The following is a 17,880-nucleotide window of genomic DNA, read 5'->3' as shown; positions in this document are numbered from 1 at the left end:
GGCTCCGGGTGTCAATCCAGGGCGGCTACCGGCGCGGTCCTGCGTCGCCGCCGCTCCACTACGCTCATCACCAGCACGAAGAACACGGGCACGAACACGACCGCAAACGTAGCGGTGAGCATGCCCCCGATTACCCCTGTACCAATGGCCTGCTGGCTGGCCGAGCTGGCCCCGGTGGCGAATACCAGCGGCACTACCCCCAGGATGAATGCCAGCGAGGTCATCACAATCGGCCGCAAGCGTAGCCGCGCCGCCCGGACAGCGGCCTCCATGCGGTCCATGCCCTGTTCATGCAGGCTTTTGGCAAACTCGATGATAAGAATGGCGTTCTTGGCAGACAGCCCGATAAGGGTAATCAGGCCCACCTTGAAGAACACGTCATTGGGCATGCCCCGCAGGGTGACGGCAAGCACTGCCCCCAGCACACCCACTGGCACCACCAGCAACACGGCGACGGGGATTGCCCAGCTCTCGTAGAGGGCGGCCAGGCACAGGAACACCACCAGCATGGACAGCCCCAGCAGCAGTGGCGCCTGGCCCGAGGAAAGGCGCTCCTGCAGCGACAGCCCCGTCCACTCGAGCGTGAAGCCCTGAGGCAGGCCAGCCGCAAGACGTTCCATTTCCTCCATGGCCTGGCCAGTGCTGTAGCCTGCAGACGGCTCGCCGGACAGGCTGACCGCTGGGTAGCCGTTGTAGCGATTGAGCTGGGCTGGCCCGCGCTCCCATACCGCCTTGGCGAAGGCGGATACAGGCACCATTCGCCCCTCGCTGTTCCTTACCTCCAGCCGAAGCAGATCGTCGACCTGTTGGCGATGCTCGCCTTCACTCTGCACGATCACCTGTTGCATCCGCCCCGCATTGGGGAAGTCGTTCACATAGGCGGAGCCCACGGCAATGGACAGCACGCTGGCGATATCAGCGAAGGAAACACCCATGGCATTGGCTTGCTGGCGGTCCACCTCGATGTTGACCTGTGGCGTTTCCGCGAGCGAGGCTTCCCGCACGTTCTGTAGCAAGCTGCTTTGCAAGGCCTTGCCGAGTAGTTCATTGCGCGCCTGGCGCAGCGCGTCGTACCCCTGCCCCGAGCGATCCTGAAGCCTTACTTCGAAACCGCCCGACGTGCCCAGCCCGTCTATCGGCGGCGGCAGCAGGCTGAAGGCCATTGCATCCTTCAAGCCCGAAAAGGCGGCGCTGGCCCGATCCGCGATGGCCTGGGCTGTATCCTCGGCCCCGCGTTCGGCCCAGTCCTTGAGCGTGGTAAACGCCAGCGCAGCGTTTTGCCCGCTCCCGGAGAAGCTGAAGCCGAGGATCATCACCGTGTTGTCCACGCCCGGTTCCTGCGCGTTGTGCGCTTCTATCCCGCGCGCCACCTCGATGGTCCGGGCCTGACTGGCGCCGGGCGGCAGCTGGATGTCGGTGATGGTATAGCCTTGGTCCTCGGTGGGCAGGAAGGAAGATGGCAAGCGCGCGAAGAGCACGGCCATCAGCGCGCAGAGCAAGGCGAACACCACCATGTACCGCCCTGCGCGGTTCACCGCGCTGCGTACCCAACCCTCATACCGCTGGTTGATGCGATCGAAGCGGCGATTGAAGCCGCCAAAGAACCCTCGCTTTTCCAGGTGCCCCCCCGCCGGCAACGGTTTGATGACCGTGGCGCAGAGCGCTGGCGTAAGGCTGAGCGCCAGGAATGCTGAAAACAGGATGGCCACCGCCATCGAGAGCGAAAACTGTTGGTAGATCACCCCCACCGAGCCGGGCATGAAGGCCATGGGGACAAACACGGCCGTCAGCACCAGGGTAATACCGATGATCGCGCCGCTGATTTCCGTCATCGCCTTGCGGGTGGCGTCTCGTGGGGATAACCCTTCCTGCGCCATCAGCCGCTCTACGTTTTCCACCACCACGATCGCATCGTCCACCAGGATACCGATGGCCAGCACCATGCCGAACAGGGTGAGCACATTGATGGAGAACCCGAGCAACAGCATGGTTGCACAGGTGCCCAGCAAGGCCACGGGCACCACCAGTGCCGGGATCAGCGTGTAGCGGATGTTCTGGAGAAAAAGGAACATCACCACGAATACCAGCACCATCGCTTCGAGCAGGGTATGGATCACCTTGGTGATGGAAATCTTCACGAAGGGCGCTGTGTCGTAGGGGATGTCGTATTTCACGCCCGCCGGGAAATACCGGGACAACTCCTCGAGCCTGTCCCGCACAAGCGTCGCGGTGCTCATGGCGTTCCCCGCAGGGGCCAGCTGTACGCCCAACGCTACCGAGGCATTGCCGTTCAAGCGGGTGGCAAAGTTATAGTTTTGCGCACCCACCTCTACCCTGGCCACGTCACCGAGGGTCACATTCGAACCGTTGCGGTTGGCCTTGAGCACGATAGCCGAGAAGTCCTCAGGTGTACTCAACTGCCCCGTCACCCTCACCGTGGCAGTGACTTCCTGCCCCGCCGGAGCGGGTAGATCACCCACAGCGCCAGCGGACACCTGGATGTTCTGGGCGGCGATGGCCTGGCTGACGTCGCCGGGGGTGAGGTTGTAAGCGATGAGCTTTTGAGGGTCCACCCAGATCCGCATGGCGCGCTCCGAGCCGAACAACTGCACCTTGCCCACCCCGTCCAGACGCCGAAGTTCGTTCACCACGTTACGGGCCAGGTAGTCACTGAGCGCGATCTCGTCCAGCCGCCCGTCCGTGGACGTCAGGGTGGCGAACAGCAGAAACCCGGCCGAGGTTTCCTCGATCTGCAACCCTTGTTGGGTGACTGCCCGAGGCAACCGGGGCTCTACCACCTTGAGCCGGTTTTGCACATCCACCTTGGCCAGCTCCGGGTCGGTGCCGGGCTTGAACGTCACAGTAATGGTCGCGGTGTTCTGGCTGCTGCTGGAACTGAAATACAAGAGGTGGTCGACCCCGTTCAGCTCCTGCTCGATCAGGCTCACCACACTTTCGTCGATGGTTTGGGCAGAAGCCCCTGGGTAGGTTGCCGTGAGTTCGATCTGCGGCGGTGCCACGCTGGGGTACTGGGCCACCGGCAGATTGGGAAGCGCGAGCAACCCCACAAGTGCAATGAACAGCGCAATTACCCAGGCGAACACAGGCCGCCCGATAAAAAACTGTGCCATCAGCGTTGCTCCCCGGGCCCGGTTGCCAAGGTGGCCTCCTGTGCCTGAACCACCATCCCCGCCTGGGCATGCTGCAGCCCTTCGACGACTACCCGGTCGCCCGCGCTCAGCCCCGCCTGTACAACCCAACGGTTTCGCTGCACGGCACCCAACTCGACCGGCCGCTCCCGCACCTTGTCCTCAGTGTCGACGATCAGCACGAACGCCTTGCCGGCCGCATCGCGCTGCACGGCCCGCTGTGCAACGGTAATACCTTGGGCGCTTCGCGCCTGGTCCAGCCGCACACGGATGAAGCTACCGGGGAGCAATTCCTTCTGCGGATTAGGGAACTGGCTGCGAAGGGTTATCTGCCCTGTGCTCTGGTCCACCGTGAGGTCGGAAAACAGCAATTTGCCCTTGAGCGGATACTCAGAGCCGTCTTCCTGAAGCAGCGTTGCGCTGATTTGCTCCTGCCCCAGTGCTTGCACCTGGCCGTTGTGTAGAGAACGCCGCAGCTCGGCGATCTGCCGAGTTGTCTGGTTCACGTCCGCATAGATCGGCTCCAGTTGCTGGATGGTCGCCAACGCAGTGGTATCGCCCTGCCCCACCAGCGCGCCCTCGGTTACCAGTGCCTTGCTGGTACGCCCCGAAATAGGCGCCGTTACGGTGGCGTAGCCAAGGTTCAGGCGCGCACGCTCGAGGGCAGCGCGGTTGGCATCGACGTCGGCCTCCGCCTGGAGGTAGTTCGCCCGGGCGTTTTCAGCTTCCTGCCGGCTCACGGCATCGTAGGTCGCCAGTTCCCGGTAGCGTTGCGCCTGCAAGCGGGCCTGGTACCGGTTGGCCTCGGCTTTTTTCAAGCCGGCCGCAGCGCTGTCCACATCTGCTTTGAAAGGGGCGGGATCGATCAGGAACAGCACGTCGCCCTGCTTCACGTCGCTACCTTCGCGATACACCCGCTTGAGCACAATGCCAGCGACACGCGCCCGAACCTCGGCCGTGCGCGGCGATACCAGCCGGCCATTGAGTTCAGTGGTGAGCGTGAGCAGTTGCGGCCTCACGGTTTCGACCGCGATTTGCGGAGGCGGCGCCTGCTCGGCTGATGCTGCTGGCTTCTCGCAACCGGCGAGCATTGCCATGCATACGGTCATCAACAAGCAGGACAGGGCGCAACGGGTAGGCAACGGCATCACGGCACTCCGGAACAGGTGGCGCCATGCTAAAGCCAAGCGGGCGTTTTAAGACAAAGAAGTGTGTAAAAGCTGTAAGTAATTATTAAGCCAGCGCGCCCGAAGGTAATACCGTGCTCAGGCTCAGCGCGCTCTCGAATGCCCGGCGCGCCCCGGTGACGGGATCGTCGAAAGCAAGCGACCGTGCCAGCAACTGCAGTGGGCGGTTGTAATCGTCGGGCTCGCCCGCCGGGGCCACCGCAGGATAGAAGGGGTCGTTGCAGATAGGGGCCCCCAACCCGGCCATGTGCACCCGCAACTGATGGGTACGCCCGGTGATTGGAAGTAGCCGGTAATGCCACAGCTCACGGCCTGCGTCGATGACTTCCAGGCGTGTTTCGCTGTTGGGCTCTCCGTCGGCTTCACGCATCCGGAAAAAAGGTTCGCCACGCACGATCCGGCTATGACGTGTGTGAGGGAAGGCGATATCGGGCAATGCCGGGGCAATGGCTTCGTATGCTTTATCTATGCGGCGTGTGGGAAACAGCTGCTGATAAGGCCCTCGACTGTCCGGGTTGGTGGAAAACATCACCAGGCCGGCGGTGTGCCGGTCAATGCGGTGCAGCGGCACCAGATAAGGGTTGCCTGTTTCGCGGATAAGCCGACGCAGGAGGGTTTCTTCCACAAACTCCCCGGCGGGCGTTACTGGCAGGAAGTGGGGTTTGTCCGCGACCAGCAGGTGGTCGTCCAGGTGAAGGATCCGCTCCTTTACCGGGATGGGGCGCTCCAGGGGTACCTCACGGTAATAATGCACCCGCAACCCCCGGCGATAGGGGTGTTCCGGCGTAAGTGGCACCCCGCGTTCGTCCAGCACCCGAGCGCGAGCGAATCGATTTTCCCACTGAGCGCGGCTGATAGCCGGGAAGCGGTCGACAAGGCAGTCCAGCACGGTCATCCAGGCCCCCGGCGGCAGCACTACGGTGCTGGCCTGAGACGCAGACGGAACGAAGGATGGCGCGGGCATGGTGGTTTCCTGGTTGGCGGGGGCGGGATTATCCTCTGCCCGGCCGCGGCTTCAAAGCACTACGCTCTGCTTCTGGCCCGCGGCCAATGCCCGGGCATGGCGCTCCAGCCAGCGCAGCACGTCTACCGCTTCCCAGCGGGCAGGGTCGAACAGCGCATAGGCTTGGCCTTGAAACCCCATCACATCTAGCCGCTGGTGGTAGCCGGCGCGCTGAAACAGCGCTTCGATTTCGGCAAAACAGGTGTTGAAGTGCAGCTTGCCAAAGGGCGTTTTGCTCTCCATGACCAGGCCATCGAGGCGTAGATCGAGCACCGCTTCGAACACCGTTTCCGGTGACATGTGATTCACGCTGCTCTTGAGTTGTTGAATGTTGATCACGTCCCTTTCCTTAGTGTGCGGCGCCAGGCCGTGCCACTGTATTTTTATACAGCATATTGGCACGCAAGCCTAAAGGCAACGAACGCTCGTCCGCCGGTGGCGCGAATCCTTTCGGAGCTGCATTGTGCAACGGCTTCGAACGAATTGGCACAAGCGGTGTTATTTCAGGAAGTGAACAACCTGATCCGGGCTAAAGGGCCAATCCAGCACCGCGCCGGTATCTACCCGCCTCAGCAGCGGTGCGCGCGCTTCATAGCTGGACGGTACGCCGCCGGCCTCTTCAAGGTCGATCAGTTCCACCCACAGGCCGTGCTCCACCAGGGGCAACAATGCCGCCTCGGCAAGCGCGCAGCGCGGGCAATTGCGGATAACGAACAGTTGGCATTCTGGGCACATGGCGAGGCGGACCCTTGGGCGCGGAGCTTGAAGTCTAGCCCCGCCCCGCCAACCCAGCCACGGCAGCTCAGTCCAGATTTACCGCGCCAATGCGATGCAGGGAAAGGTCCGCCCCTTCGAACTCCTGCTCATGGGTGAGGCGGATTCCCACGGTAAATTTCAAAAGGCCATACACCGCAGCCCCACCCGCCAGCGCCAGGCTCACCCCCAGCGCGCTGCCGATCAGTTGGCTGGCCATGGATACGCCGCCGAGCCCGCCCAGCCAAGGTTGAGCGAACAGGCCACAGGCCAAGCCGCCCCATACGCCGCAAACGCCGTGCAGCGGCCACACGCCAAGCACGTCGTCGATTTTCCACTTGCCTTGCGCGGCGATGAAACAGCTGACAAACAGCGCCCCCGCCACTGCACCCGTGACCAGCGCGCCAATGGGGTGCATCAGGTCGGAGCCGGCACACACCGCCACCAGCCCGGCGAGTGGGCCGTTGTGGAGGAAACCGGGGTCGTTGCGGCCGACCAGCAAGGCGGCGATCGTGCCGCCTACCATGGCCATCAGCGAGTTGACCGCTACCAGCCCGCTGGCCCCCTGCACCGTTTGTGCGCTCATTACGTTGAAACCGAACCAGCCTACGATGAGAATCCACGACCCCAGCGCCAGGAACGGAATATTGGACGGGGCCATGGCCACCAGGCGCCCATCACGATAGCGGCCGCGCCGCGCGCCGAGCAGAATGACGGCTGCCAGTGCGATCCAGCCACCCATGGCATGGACCACCACCGAGCCTGCGAAATCGTGGAACGGGGCGCCGTAGCGCGCCTGCAGCCAGGCCTGCAAGCCCAGGTTGCCATTCCATACCAGCCCTTCGAAGAACGGATAAAGGAACGCTACGATCAATAGCGTGGCGCACAATTGCGGCACGAAACGGGCGCGCTCGGCGATGCCGCCGGAAATGATCGCAGGAATAGCGGCGGCGAAGGTCAGCAGAAAGAAAAATTTCACCAGCGCATAGCCATGGTCGGCTGCCAGCACTGCCGCCGGGGCAAAGAAATTCACTCCATACGCCACCCAGTAACCGATGAAGAAATACGCGAGGGCCGAGATGGCGAAATCGCTGAGGATTTTCGACAGAGCGTTCACCTGGTTTTTCTGGCGAACCGTGCCCACCTCCAGAAAGGCGAAGCCTGCATGCATGGCCAGGACCATCACGGCCCCACATAACAGGAACAGGGTGTTTGAACCGTGTACGAGCGTGTCCACGGCGCTTTGCAGATTTTCCATAGGTACGGCAGGCTCGAAAAAAGGGCGGTTGCTCGACAGGTTCCTTCACGCCATGCACTGCTCCGGTTCTCTAGCGTTACGTTTGCACCAACACTGTGCACGCTAACCTGGCATGTGCAGGCCAATTACCGGACCTGTCTGTAATTCATTCGCTTGCAACGCTTGCCGCCGCGCTTGCGCCAGGCGGATGTTGCACACGTATGACGCAGAAGTTACTTCCGCGCACCGCCGGGCAGCAAAAAATGTACCATCGACCCGCTGAACCTTGATGACGAAACGGGACTCGAACTTCAAAGCCCACGTAAGGAGGACGCCATGACTCGCGATACCTTGAACACCGCACAAGACGTGCTGAGTACTGATTTCCAGACCCTGATCCGCGATACCGAAAAGCTGCTGGAGCACACGGCCAGCCTGGCTGGCGAACAAGCCGAGGAGCTGCGCGAGCAGATCAAGGAAAGCCTCGCCAAGGCCCGGGTTTCGCTCAAACAGACCGAAGCGCAGCTTCGCGAGCAAGGGGCAGCGGCGCTGGTGGCCGCGGAGGACTATGTCCAGGCCAATCCACTGCCCGCCATTGGCATCGCCGCAGGGGTTGGTTTTCTGGTAGGCCTGCTGGCTACAAGGCGCTGATATGAACCGGGACAGCGAATCCACCTCCTTGCCGCCACCGGTGGGCGAAACGTCCGGTTCCCACGGCCGCCGGCTCGGTGGCGCGTTGCTGGGCTGGCTGCACGCCCACGTTGAACTACTGGGTATCGAACTGCAGGAACAGAAGGCACGCACCTTGAGCCTCCTGCTGTTCGCCGGGCTGGCACTGGTGTTTGCATTGCTTGCCCTGGTCGCGCTCTCCGGGCTGATCCTTATCCTGTTGTGGGATAACTATCGCATCCCCGGGATGATCGGCTTGTGCGTGTTCTACCTGCTCGCCGGGCTGTTCTGCGCGCTGCGCCTCAAGGCCGCAATCTTTGACGAGTCGTCACCCTTCCATGCCACGCTCGAAGAGCTGGCCAATGATCGGGAGCGCCTGTTGCCATGAACCGACACAGTGTTCCGAACGGCGCCACTCGCCGGGAAATGCGCAAGGCGCTGATTCGCCTGCGCATGGAAATGCACCGCCAGGAGATCCGTCAGGAATCACGCCAGTTGGTCAATCCACTGTCGCGGTTCCGCAACATGGGCCAGGGGCTGAACAAAAACCTGGGCATCCGCCACGCGCCCCTATGGGGCGTAGGCCTGGTGAGCCTGCTGGGCTTTCTGTCCGGCAAGGGCGCGCGCAAGGGTGGCATCGGCGCGGCCGCCCGGCTGGCCAAGCTTGCAGTCAGCCTGGTGCCGTTGATCAAGCTGTTGCAAGGGGCCAGCAAACGTTGAGCGCGGCATCGGTGGTTGCCACCACAGCGCAATGGCGGGAAGCTACAGGCTGACCAACGACGGAGAAGCGCCTTGGATTGGCAAACACTGCTTACCCGCGAGCGGCTCGGTAAACCCGTGCATAGCGTGGAAGAGCTGGGCCGCAGCCCGTTTCACAAGGACCATGACCGGATCATCTTTTCCGGTGCCTTTCGCCGCCTGGGTCGCAAGACCCAGGTGCACCCTGTCTCCAGCAATGACCATATTCACACCCGGCTCACTCATTCCCTGGAAGTGAGTTGCGTAGGCCGCTCCCTCGGCATGCGGGTGGGTGAAACCCTGCGTGACGAGTTACCGGACTGGTGCGACGCTGCGGATCTGGGCATGGTTGTGCAGTCGGCGTGCCTGGCCCATGACATCGGCAACCCGCCGTTTGGCCACTCTGGCGAAGACGCCATTCGCTACTGGTTCCAGCAGGCGGCCGGGCGCGGCTGGCTCGACAGCATGAGCGACGGCGAACGGCTGGACTTTCTCAATTTCGAAGGCAACGCCCAAGGCCTGCGCGTGCTCACCCAGCTGGAGTACCACCAGTTCGAAGGTGGTATGCGCCTGACCTACGCCACGCTGGGCACCTATCTCAAATACCCGTGGGCCGCGCGACATGCCGACTCGCTGGGGTACAAGAAGCACAAGTTCGGCTGCTACCAGAGCGAATTGCCAATCCTGGAGCAGATTGCCGGGCGCCTGGGGTTGCCGCTGCTTGAACCCCAGCGCTGGGCACGGCATCCGCTGGTGTACCTGATGGAAGCCGCGGACGACATCTGTTATGCCTTGATCGACCTCGAAGACGGGCTGGAGATGGGCCTGCTCACCTATGCCGAAGTGGAAGCGTTATTACTGGGCCTGGTGGGTGACGACCTGCCGGAAACCTACCGCCAGCTTGGCCCCCGTGACTCGCAGCGGCGCAAGCTCGCGATACTTCGCGGCAAGGCTATCGAGCACCTCACAAACGCCGCTGCCCGGGCATTCGTGGAACAGCAGCCTGCATTGCTCGCTGGCACCTTGAGCGGGGACCTGGTGGAACACATGGACGGTCCTGCCAAGGGCTGTGTGCTAGGCGCCAAGGACATGGCTCGGGAAAAGATCTTCCAGGACAAGCGCAAGACGCTGCATGAAATCGGCGCCTATACCACGCTGGAGGTGCTGTTGAACGCCTTCTGCGGAGCGGCCCTCGAGCAGCACGGGGGCCGCCGGCTGTCATTCAAGAACCGGAGGATTCTGGACCTGATGGGCAGTAACGCGCCTGAACCCTCCTGGCCGCTGCATGCTGCGTTCCTGCGCATGATTGACTTCATTGCGGGCATGACGGACAGCTATGCAAGTGAAATGGCCAGCGAAATGACCGGGCGAGCAATACCCGTCTGACCTGCGCGCCCAGCTCGGGGAAAACTCCGATAAAGCCGGGCGGGTCCACTGGCTGCACCCCAACTGAGCTAAGGTCGCGCACCTGATTGCAACAAGGATGCGGTAATGGGCTCGGTACTTATCATTGAAGATCACCCGGTCATTCGCCTGGCGGTGCGGATGGTGCTGGAAAATGAAGGCTATACGGTTGTAGGCGAGGCGGATAACGGCGTGGATGGCATGCGCATGGTCCGCGAATACCAACCGGACCTCACCATCCTGGACATCAGCCTGCCCAAGCTCGACGGGTTGGAGGTGCTTGGCCGTTTTCAAGCCATGGGCATGCCCTCCCGAGTATTGGTGCTCACCGCGCAATCGGCGCAACTGTTCGCCATACGCTGCATGCAACTGGGCGCCGCGGGTTACGTCTGCAAAGTGGAAGAGCTCACTGAATTGCTCAGCGCCGTGCGAGCGGTGTTCGCAGGCTATAACTATTTCCCCAGCCAGGCACTGGACTGCATTGACGACCCTCAACGCAACGCGGAACTAAAGATGCTCCAGCACGTGAACGATCGAGAATTGATGGTGCTGCAATTGTTCGCACAGGGACGGACCAACCGGGAAATTGCCGATGGCATGTTCCTCAGTAACAAAACAGTAAGTACGTACAAGAAACGCTTGATGAACAAGCTGAAGGCGGGATCGCTGGTGGAGTTGCTGGACATCGCCAAGCGTAATGCAGTGGTGTAAGCACTGTTCACACCGGCCTGCATGTCCCGAGCCATTGCGGCTCGGGAGCAGGCACTATCAGGCTGCGGGGTTGACCGGCTTTTCCGGGTACCACACGTCCAGCAGCGGGCTGACTTCAACGTTGGTCAGTTCGCTGCGGCCCTTGAGCCAGGCTTCCACGGCGGCGCGCTGTTCTTCGCTGACCGAACCGCGCTTGGCCAGGCATACCAGCCCGAAATCATCGCCGCCAACATAGTCGACGCCGTTGGCCTTCATCGCGTCCTTCAGGAACGCTTCGAGGAAGGCGTCGATCTCGGCTTCGCTCAGGCTTTCCTTGAACTCCAGGTTCAGTTCGAAGCCCAGTTCCTGGAATTCGTCCACGCACAGTTTTTTGCGCAGGCGGCGGGAGCGGTTTGTAGCCATCGGGTAAATCCTCATGAGTTTCAAGCGCGGCACTTTACCATTTCAGCGTGACAATTACTGTTCACCGTCACCCCATCGGTAGATTTTTCCCACAGGCGGTTCCGGGCGGCACTCAGCTGGCTGGCGCTTCAGGCATAATGCGCATCGTTGGCGGGAGCCTTCACCTTTTCATGCTCCTTACTTTTCGCCGCCTTGCAGAGCTCTATCTTCATGATCAAAACCTTGCGCCCGTTCTTCGTCGCCGGCTTGCTACTCTCAATTGCCCCCCCGCTCCAGGCCGCCCCGGCCAGCCTTACGCCCAAAGTGGAACAAGCGCTCAAAGCAAGCAAACTGAACGATAACGCTCTTTCCCTTGCACTGGTGCCGCTCAGTGGCCCGGGCTCAACCACGCTGTTCAATGCCGACGTTTCGGTCAATCCCGCGTCCACCATGAAGCTGGTCACCACCTTCGCCGCGCTGGAGCTGCTGGGCCCTACGTTCCAGTGGAAAACCGAGTTCTATACCGACGGTACGCTCAGCAACGGCGTGCTCCACGGCAACCTCTATGTGAAAGGCGGCGGCGATCCGAAGCTGAACATGGAAAAGCTATGGCTGCTGATGCGTGACCTGCGGGCCAATGGTGTGCAGCAGGTCACTGGTGATCTGGTGCTGGACCGCAGCTTCTTCAAACAACCGCAGCTGCCTGTGTTCAACGATGACGGCAACGACGAAAACGCACCTTTCCTGGTGCGCCCGGACGCGCTCATGATCAACCTGAAGGCCTTGCGATTCGTGGCCCGCAACGATTCGGGAAAGGTCAGCGTGGCGGTGGAGCCGCCTATCGGCACGATTCGTCTGGATAACCAGGTGAAGCCGATTGCGGGCAGCAAGTGTACGGGCGAAGTCCGCTACAACCCGGTGCCGCAGCCTGACGGCATCAGCGTGGTGGTCAGCGGCCAGCTTGCACAGGGCTGCAGCTCCCAGACCTACCTCTCGCTGCTGGATCACTTCGCTTATTCCGCCGGGGCAATCCGTGCGATCTGGTCCGAGCTGGGCGGCAGCATCAGCGGTGCCGATCGTGACGGCGTGGTACCGAACAACGCGCGGTTGCTGGCCCGGGCGTTCTCGCCCGACCTGGCCGAGGTCATCCGCGACATCAACAAGTACAGCAACAACACCATGGCCCAGCAGCTGTTCCTGACCATCGGCGCGCAATTCCGTACCGATGCGGACCTCGATGATGCCAAGGCCGCGCAGCGCATGATTCGCCAATGGCTGGCCAAGAAGGGCATCACCGCGCCGCATCTGGTAATGGAAAACGGCAGCGGCTTGTCCCGTGACGAGCGTGTGAGCGCCCGGGAGATGGCTACCTTGCTGCAAGCGGCCTGGCGCAGCCCCTATTCGGCTGAGTTCATGAGCTCGATGCCGCTGGTGGGCATGGACGGCACCATGCGCAAGCGCCTCAAGCGCACCTCGATGGCGGGGGAAGGCCACATCAAGACCGGCACCCTTAATACCGTGCGGGCCATCGCCGGCTTCAGCCGTGACGTGAACGGCAACACCTGGGCGGTGGTGGCCATCCTCAACGATCCCAAACCATGGGGCGCGCGATCGGTACTCGACCAGGTACTGCTGGACCTTTACAACCAGCCGCGCACCGCGAGCACCGCTGCCCTCCCCTGACCGCTCCGCTGCAGCAGCCTCAGCCTTCCACTACCTGGTCTCGCCCACGTTGCTTGGCCAGGTACACCGCGGCATCGGCGCGGGCCATCAGGGCCTCGCCAGTTTCATTTTGCTGCCAGCCTGCGACCCCGAAGCTGGCGGTCACATGGCCCACGTCTTCCAAGGCGCTGGTACGCAAGGCCTGCCATAGCTCGGTAGCTAGCTGCCGGGCCTGGGTAGCATCACTGCCAGGGCAGAGCACTACAAATTCTTCGCCGCCCAAGCGGCAGAACACATCATGCCGCCGCAGCCGTTGGCTGAACGCCTTGCAGAGAGCCTGTAGCACCCGGTCTCCGGCAAGGTGGCCGTATCGGTCATTGATCCGCTTGAAATGGTCGATGTCGAACATCACTACCGCAAGGCTCGAATGGGCGCGGCGGGCCCGCTCCAGCTCGGCCCCCAGCCGCTGCTGGAAGTAGCGCCGGTTGTAGATCCCGGTCAACGAGTCGGTTACCGACAGCGTACGCAGTTCGTGCTCTACGCGCTTGAGGTCGCTGATGTCCGACAGGTAGCCGTGCCACAGGATACTGCCGTCAGGTAATGGCTCGGGGGTGGCCTCGCCCCGCACCCAACGCTCTCCCCGCTCCGGCAGGCATACGCGGTATTCGGCCTGCCAGCGAGTCAGCTGTTGCGCGGAGGCCTCGATCGAAGCCCGAACGCCCGCCAGGTCGTCGGGGTGAATCCGCTCGAATACGTAAGAACCGTCTCGAGCCAGGGTCTGCAGGTCGATCTCGTAGATCTCCCACAATCCACGGCTGGCGTAATCGAACGAAGACGAGCCATCGGGCCGCAGGCGGAACTGGTAGATACCACCCGGCACTTCCGCGCTCAGCCGCTCCAGTTGGCGATCTCGCGCCGCCAACGCATCCAGGGTGCGCAGGCTTTCGGTGATATCGATGCACACCGCAAGGTAGCCGATAGGCTCGGCAGCTTCATCGCGCACTGCGGTGACCAGCATGTTCACAGTGAGCCGCGAACCGTCCCGGCGCACGAGGGTCCAGTGGTGCGCCTCAGGCGCATGCTGCGCTTCGCCGTCTCCGAGCATGGTCTGCACAGTGGATACCGGTCGGCCCAGGCGTTCTTGAAGCTGGGCTGCCCGCGCTTTCAGTTCGGCATGCACATGCAGGTCGCCCAGCCGCAGCCGACCGATCACCTGCGCCTGGCTGTAGCCCAGCATGCGCTCGGCACCGGCGTTGAAAGTGGTGATCATGCCCACGAGGTCGGTGGCGATGATCGCCACTTCGGTCGCAGCATCCAGCACATTGCGCAGCTGGCCATGGGTGTGGCGCAAACGCTGCTCACTCAGGCTCAGCTCGGCGGTGCGCTGCCGTACCAACTGAAGGGCGCGCTGGCGCTGGGTCACCAGGCTGTAGAGCAACCCGCAAAACAACAATGTGAGCAGTGTGCCCAGGACCGCAATCACTACACCAACCAGCGAACCATTTCCAGCTACAAATAGCCGGCTGGGCTTGAGCTCAATCCGGTAGCTGCGGTCCGCCAGGTGCAGCAGCCGGCTGATGGCTACGGATTCGTCTCCGGCCACGCCCTGCGAGGTGTACAGCACCTCATGCTGGTCAGGGCTGGAAAGGTCAAGGATGCGCACGAACAGGTTGTCTTCCCCGGGCGCCGGCACCCCATCACCCAACAGCTCATGCAGGCTGATGATGGCGCTCACATACCCCCGCAAGCGGCTGTCCCCTTCCGCCATGGAGGGCAGCGGCAGCTGGTACACCGGCGCGACAATGAGCACGCCCCGGTTATAGGGCGGGTCGATGGCAATCAGGTCCAGTGGCGGGGACACCGCAAGGCCGCGGGCGGCCGAGGCTTTTTCGAGCGTGGTCCGGCGCACAGCGTCGGAAGCCAGGTCTAGCCCGTAAGGTGTCGCCCCGGCGCCGACGAAGGCGCTGTAGGCGATGGGAAAGTAGACCGTTGCCGGCGGCGATATCACCAGCTCCGCATTCCCGCTCACGGCGCGGATAGGGAAGCCCGCCCGGGCTTCGAACTCGCTGCGCTGTACGTCGCTCACCCGAGGCATCCAGGAGAAAGCCCGGGTACGCGCCAGTAGCGGTGTGGAGAACCCTTCAAAAGCCGCTTCCGTGGGCTGATCCGACCACGTAATGAACCGGCGCAGGCTGTCCAGGCGCTGCGCCTGGTCCAGCAGGCGCTCCTCGATGCGCGCGGTACGTTCGCTGGCCAGCAGTTCGAAGCGTTGGCGCACCTGCTGGCGCGCGAACAGATCTGCAGTAATCGCCAGCGCTGCTGTCATTCCAAGGCCGAACGCGAGCCCGAGGAGCGTCACGCGCCAGGCAGACGCACTTTCGTCGATGAAGCCGAGGATCTTGGGCCGGTGGGTGCGGGGGAACATAACCATTTACTCTGAAAGCCGGTGGGCCCGATCGAAAGGCCCGAGAGACTTATAGCCACTGGCCACTAGTTTGCCTAGTAGCCAGTGCAAGCCGCTGTCGCTATCAGATAGAAGGTGGGCGGTTACCGGGCCTGGATGCGCCACGCCCGGTGGATACGCTCATTGCGAGCGAAGTCGGGATCGATGGTGTCACGGCTGATTTCCTCCACGTTGTAACGCGCTGCCACGCTTTCATCCAACGCAAAGCGGCGGAAGTTGTTGGAGAAGTACAGCACGCCCCCCTTGGCCAGCCGCGCCATCGCAAGGTCCAGCAGCCGCACATGATCACGCTGCACGTCGAACACCCCTTCCATTCGTTTGGAATTGGAGAACGTCGGCGGGTCGATGAAGATCAGCTCGTACTCCTCGCGGCTTTCCTCCAGCCAGGCCATCACATCGCTTTGCACCAGCTGATGCCGCTCGGAAAACCCGTTCAGCGCCAGGTTCCGGCGTGCCCAGTCCAGGTAGGTACGGGACAGGTCCACACTGGTGGTAGCCCGTGCGCCACCCTTGGCCGCATGTACGGTCGCCGCGCCGGTGTAGCAGAACAGATTCAGGAACCGCTTGCCGCTGACTTCCCGTTGAATGCGCAAGCGCATCGGCCGATGGTCGAGAAACAGCCCCGTATCAAGGTAGTCCGTGAGGTTCACCAGCAGCCGGGCACCGGCCTCGGTGACTTCCATGAACGTGCCTTGCGTGGCCTGCCGTTCATATTGGCGGGTACCGCTCTGACGTTCACGGCGTTTGAGCACGACTTTCTGCGGGTCGACATCCAGCGCGACAGGAATCGCCGCCAAGGCATCGAACAGGCGGGTCTGCGCCTTTTGAGGGTCGATGGACTTGGGCGCGGCATATTCCTGCACATGCACCCAGCCCTGGTAGAGGTCGATGGCGAAGGCGTACTCCGGCATGTCCGCGTCATACACCCGGTAGCATTCCACCTGCTCGCGACGCGCCCACTTGCCCAGCTGCTTGAGGTTTTTCTGCAGGCGATTGGCAAACATCTGCGCGCCTTCGCTGAGGCGGGCCGGGGCGGCCACTGGCGAGGCAGCAGGCACTGGCGCCGTTTCGGCTTCGCTGGCCGGGCCCGTGGCCGCGCGACGTTCACCGGTCACGAATTGCTGGGGGAGCACGTCGAGCAACAACAGCTTGCACGGCAGCGCGCCGTTCCAGAAGGCATATTGCTTGTGGCTGCGAATCCCCATGCGCTTGCCCAGGTCCGGCGCGGCGGTAAAGATTGCTGCCTGCCAGTTGAGGCACGCTTGCCGCAAGCGTTCACCCAGATGCTGATACAGGTACACCAGGCTGGCCTCGTCGCCCAGGCGCTCGCCATAGGGAGGGTTGCAGACCACCAGGCCTTTCTGATTCTGATCTGGCCGGGGTTCGAAAGTCGCCAGTTCACCCTGGTAGATCTTCACCCACTCGCTCAGCCCGGCGCGCTCGATGTTGTTTCGGGCCGGCTGAATCAGCCGCGGGTCGGCTTCGTAGCCCCGTATCCACGCCGGCTTGCGTGCCAAGCCTTCACGGGCGCGCTCGCTCGCTTCGTCATGCACCTTGCGCCATACCGCAGGCACATGGCCCAGCCAACCGCTGAAGCCCCAGCGCTCACGGCGCAGGTTGGGTGCAAGGTCAGCGGCCATCATCGCGGCTTCCACCAGGAAAGTGCCCACACCGCACATCGGGTCGGCCAATGCCCCGCCTTCAGCGGCGATGCGCGGCCAGCCCGCACGTACCAGAATGGCGGCGGCGAGGTTTTCCTTGAGTGGCGCCGCGCCCTGCTGCAGGCGATAGCCCCGCTGGTGCAGGCTATGCCCGGACAGGTCCAGGGATAGAATGGCTTCGCCACGGTCGAGGCGCAGGTGAATACGCAGGTCCGGGTTGAGTTTGTCGATACCCGGCCGCTGGCCGTCCGGCCCGCGCAGGCTGTCAACGATTGCATCCTTGACCTTGAGCGCACCGAAATGGGTGTTGTCGATTCCCGAGCCATGCCCGCTGAATTCAACGGCGAGCGTGCCCGCCGGATCCAGGTGCTCGGCCCACTCTACCTCACGCACGCCGTAGTACAGATCGTCGGCATTGCTCATGGAAAACCGCTTGAGCACCAGCAGCACCCGGTTCGCCAGGCGGGACCAGAGGCACAGCCGGTAGGCGGTTTCCATCGTGGCCTGGCCGCGTACGGCCGCCGTGTGTTCGCGCACTTCGGCCAGCCCCAGGTCGGCGGCTTCAGTGGCAAGCAAGCCTTCCAGGCCTTTGGGGCAGGTAAGGTACAGCTCAAAAACATCGGACATTCGATAACGCCTGTGTATTAGCCGGGGAACGCATCCCTCGGCTGGTTGATCGAGCGCTGTTTCAGCCAGCGCCGCTTTGGCACACCCCGTGCCTCCCGCCTCGAACGCCCCTTGCGTAAAAAAGGATTAGACGTTCAGGCAGTTCGAAAACTCCTTCAGGCACACTGTCAGGCGACCTCTCGTCGCCCGCATTGCACTAGATGAAACATTTATTTCGAAGCGCTGACCGATAAC

At 62.6% G+C, this 17,880-nt stretch carries 15 protein-coding genes; 6 read left to right on the top strand and 9 right to left on the bottom strand.

Annotation, left to right across the window (positions count from 1 at the left end; all coding sequences use genetic code 11):
• Positions 1–11: 11 nt before the first annotated feature.
• The 6 genes from LG385_RS05855 to LG385_RS05830 all read right to left on the bottom strand — a co-directional run bounded on the left by LG385_RS05855 (position 12) and on the right by LG385_RS05830 (position 7,350).
• The gene (locus tag LG385_RS05855; RefSeq protein WP_225773151.1) at positions 12–3,131 is read right to left on the bottom strand and encodes an efflux RND transporter permease subunit; all 3,120 of its coding nucleotides are present in this window, start codon (positions 3,129–3,131) and stop codon (positions 12–14) included.
• Positions 3,131–4,297, bottom strand: coding sequence for an efflux RND transporter periplasmic adaptor subunit (locus LG385_RS05850; protein ID WP_225773148.1), 1,167 nt, complete (start codon positions 4,295–4,297; stop codon positions 3,131–3,133). The genes LG385_RS05855 and LG385_RS05850 overlap by 1 nt, the downstream gene beginning before the upstream one ends.
• Positions 4,298–4,382: 85 nt before the next feature.
• Positions 4,383–5,300, bottom strand: coding sequence for a pseudouridine synthase (locus LG385_RS05845; RefSeq protein WP_225773146.1), 918 nt, complete (start codon positions 5,298–5,300; stop codon positions 4,383–4,385).
• Positions 5,301–5,351: 51 nt separating this feature from the next.
• Entirely contained in the window at positions 5,352–5,678 is a 327-nt protein-coding gene (locus tag LG385_RS05840) for a transcriptional regulator (RefSeq protein WP_225773144.1), read from the bottom strand.
• A gap of 159 nt (positions 5,679–5,837) precedes the next feature.
• The gene (locus LG385_RS05835) at positions 5,838–6,074 is read right to left on the bottom strand and encodes a glutaredoxin family protein (protein ID WP_225773142.1); all 237 of its coding nucleotides are present in this window, start codon (positions 6,072–6,074) and stop codon (positions 5,838–5,840) included.
• 67 nt (positions 6,075–6,141) lie between these two features.
• Positions 6,142–7,350, bottom strand: coding sequence for an ammonium transporter (locus LG385_RS05830; RefSeq protein ID WP_225773140.1), 1,209 nt, complete (start codon positions 7,348–7,350; stop codon positions 6,142–6,144).
• A gap of 315 nt (positions 7,351–7,665) precedes the next feature.
• Here LG385_RS05830 and LG385_RS05825 point away from each other — a divergent pair, with 315 nt between their 5' ends.
• The 5 genes from LG385_RS05825 to LG385_RS05805 all read left to right on the top strand — a co-directional run bounded on the left by LG385_RS05825 (position 7,666) and on the right by LG385_RS05805 (position 10,851).
• On the top strand, positions 7,666–7,980 hold the full coding sequence (locus LG385_RS05825; RefSeq protein WP_181112552.1) for a DUF883 family protein: 315 nt from the start codon (positions 7,666–7,668) through the stop codon (positions 7,978–7,980).
• A 1-nt stretch (position 7,981) separates the two neighbouring features.
• Positions 7,982–8,386, top strand: coding sequence for a phage holin family protein (locus LG385_RS05820; RefSeq protein WP_225773138.1), 405 nt, complete (start codon positions 7,982–7,984; stop codon positions 8,384–8,386).
• The gene (locus LG385_RS05815) at positions 8,383–8,718 is read left to right on the top strand and encodes a hypothetical protein (RefSeq protein WP_181112556.1); all 336 of its coding nucleotides are present in this window, start codon (positions 8,383–8,385) and stop codon (positions 8,716–8,718) included. The genes LG385_RS05820 and LG385_RS05815 overlap by 4 nt, the downstream gene beginning before the upstream one ends.
• Positions 8,719–8,790: 72 nt before the next feature.
• A complete protein-coding gene (locus LG385_RS05810; protein ID WP_225773136.1) occupies positions 8,791–10,122 on the top strand; it encodes a deoxyguanosinetriphosphate triphosphohydrolase in 1,332 nt (443 codons plus the stop codon).
• A gap of 105 nt (positions 10,123–10,227) precedes the next feature.
• Positions 10,228–10,851, top strand: coding sequence for a response regulator transcription factor (locus tag LG385_RS05805; protein ID WP_225773134.1), 624 nt, complete (start codon positions 10,228–10,230; stop codon positions 10,849–10,851).
• 57 nt (positions 10,852–10,908) lie between these two features.
• On the opposite strand, the gene LG385_RS05800 is transcribed toward LG385_RS05805, so the two are convergent.
• Complete coding sequence (locus tag LG385_RS05800; RefSeq protein WP_181112562.1) at positions 10,909–11,253, bottom strand: YggL family protein; 345 nt, start codon at positions 11,251–11,253, stop codon at positions 10,909–10,911.
• A 210-nt stretch (positions 11,254–11,463) separates the two neighbouring features.
• Between LG385_RS05800 and dacB the strand changes: the two genes are divergently transcribed.
• Positions 11,464–12,915, top strand: coding sequence for a D-alanyl-D-alanine carboxypeptidase/D-alanyl-D-alanine-endopeptidase (gene dacB, locus LG385_RS05795; protein ID WP_225773132.1), 1,452 nt, complete (start codon positions 11,464–11,466; stop codon positions 12,913–12,915).
• Between the two features lie 19 nt (positions 12,916–12,934).
• On the opposite strand, the gene LG385_RS05790 is transcribed toward dacB, so the two are convergent.
• Positions 12,935–15,319, bottom strand: a complete 2,385-nt coding sequence (locus LG385_RS05790) for a diguanylate cyclase (protein WP_225773129.1) — start codon at positions 15,317–15,319, stop codon at positions 12,935–12,937.
• 122 nt (positions 15,320–15,441) lie between these two features.
• Positions 15,442–17,646, bottom strand: coding sequence for a bifunctional 23S rRNA (guanine(2069)-N(7))-methyltransferase RlmK/23S rRNA (guanine(2445)-N(2))-methyltransferase RlmL (gene rlmKL / locus LG385_RS05785; RefSeq protein ID WP_225773127.1), 2,205 nt, complete (start codon positions 17,644–17,646; stop codon positions 15,442–15,444).
• Positions 17,647–17,880 lie beyond the last annotated feature (234 nt).

It is taken from the genome of Pseudomonas sp. Marseille-Q5115, from assembly GCF_916618905.1.
In the GTDB taxonomy this organism is placed as follows: domain Bacteria; phylum Pseudomonadota; class Gammaproteobacteria; order Pseudomonadales; family Pseudomonadaceae; genus Aquipseudomonas; species Aquipseudomonas japonica_A.
Note: the sequence above shows the minus strand (reverse complement) of the source record. Positions and strands in the feature narration are given on the sequence as shown.